This window comes from Grimontia celer, from assembly GCF_900055185.1.
GTDB lineage: Bacteria > Pseudomonadota > Gammaproteobacteria > Enterobacterales > Vibrionaceae > Enterovibrio > Enterovibrio celer.
The window spans coordinates 1-503 of sequence record NZ_FIZX01000105.1 but is presented as its reverse complement, the minus strand read 5'-3'; the positions used below and the strand labels follow the sequence as shown (position 1 = coordinate 503).

1 protein-coding gene is annotated in these 503 nt (G+C 42.9%); it reads right to left on the bottom strand.

Annotation, left to right across the window (positions count from 1 at the left end; genetic code table 11):
* On the bottom strand, positions 1 to 503 hold a 503-nt coding region (locus GCE9029_RS25655), incomplete at both ends, for an acyl-CoA reductase (protein WP_231870209.1).

The window sequence follows — 503 nt, the reverse complement described above, 5'->3', positions numbered from 1 at the left end:
TTCAACAAAAATAGTGTGAGGCGAAGCGCATGCAAACTGATCAAATACACTTGAGTCCGTTGCTGCTCGTCTTATTAATTTTCGAATGGCTTTCTCTGAGTCTAGAGCTTCATTGCCAATAGCCATCATCGAGAGCTTAGGGCCAAAAAGTATATCTTGGCTATTATACTTTTTCGGTAAAACACTAACCGCTTCTATTGCTTCTCGTCCGCCCCAAGCAATACGAACATCGGCACTAGCTGAAAATCGCTCTGCTATCTTATTTTGATGACGGTCAAAGTACACCACAGCTAATGTTTCTAATAGATCATCACCGTGAATTGTATAACCTCCAGGCGTGGTATAGCTGATGCCTTTGAAAGTATTCAACAGCATCGGAAGCGCTTGGGATTCATCTGCCGATACTTTAAGAACATTGGCATTCTTGCTCAAAATGCTTTGCACTAGGGCAAACATACCAAGCAGCGGCACATTACCGGATAACCAGTGAGAAACAATACCCC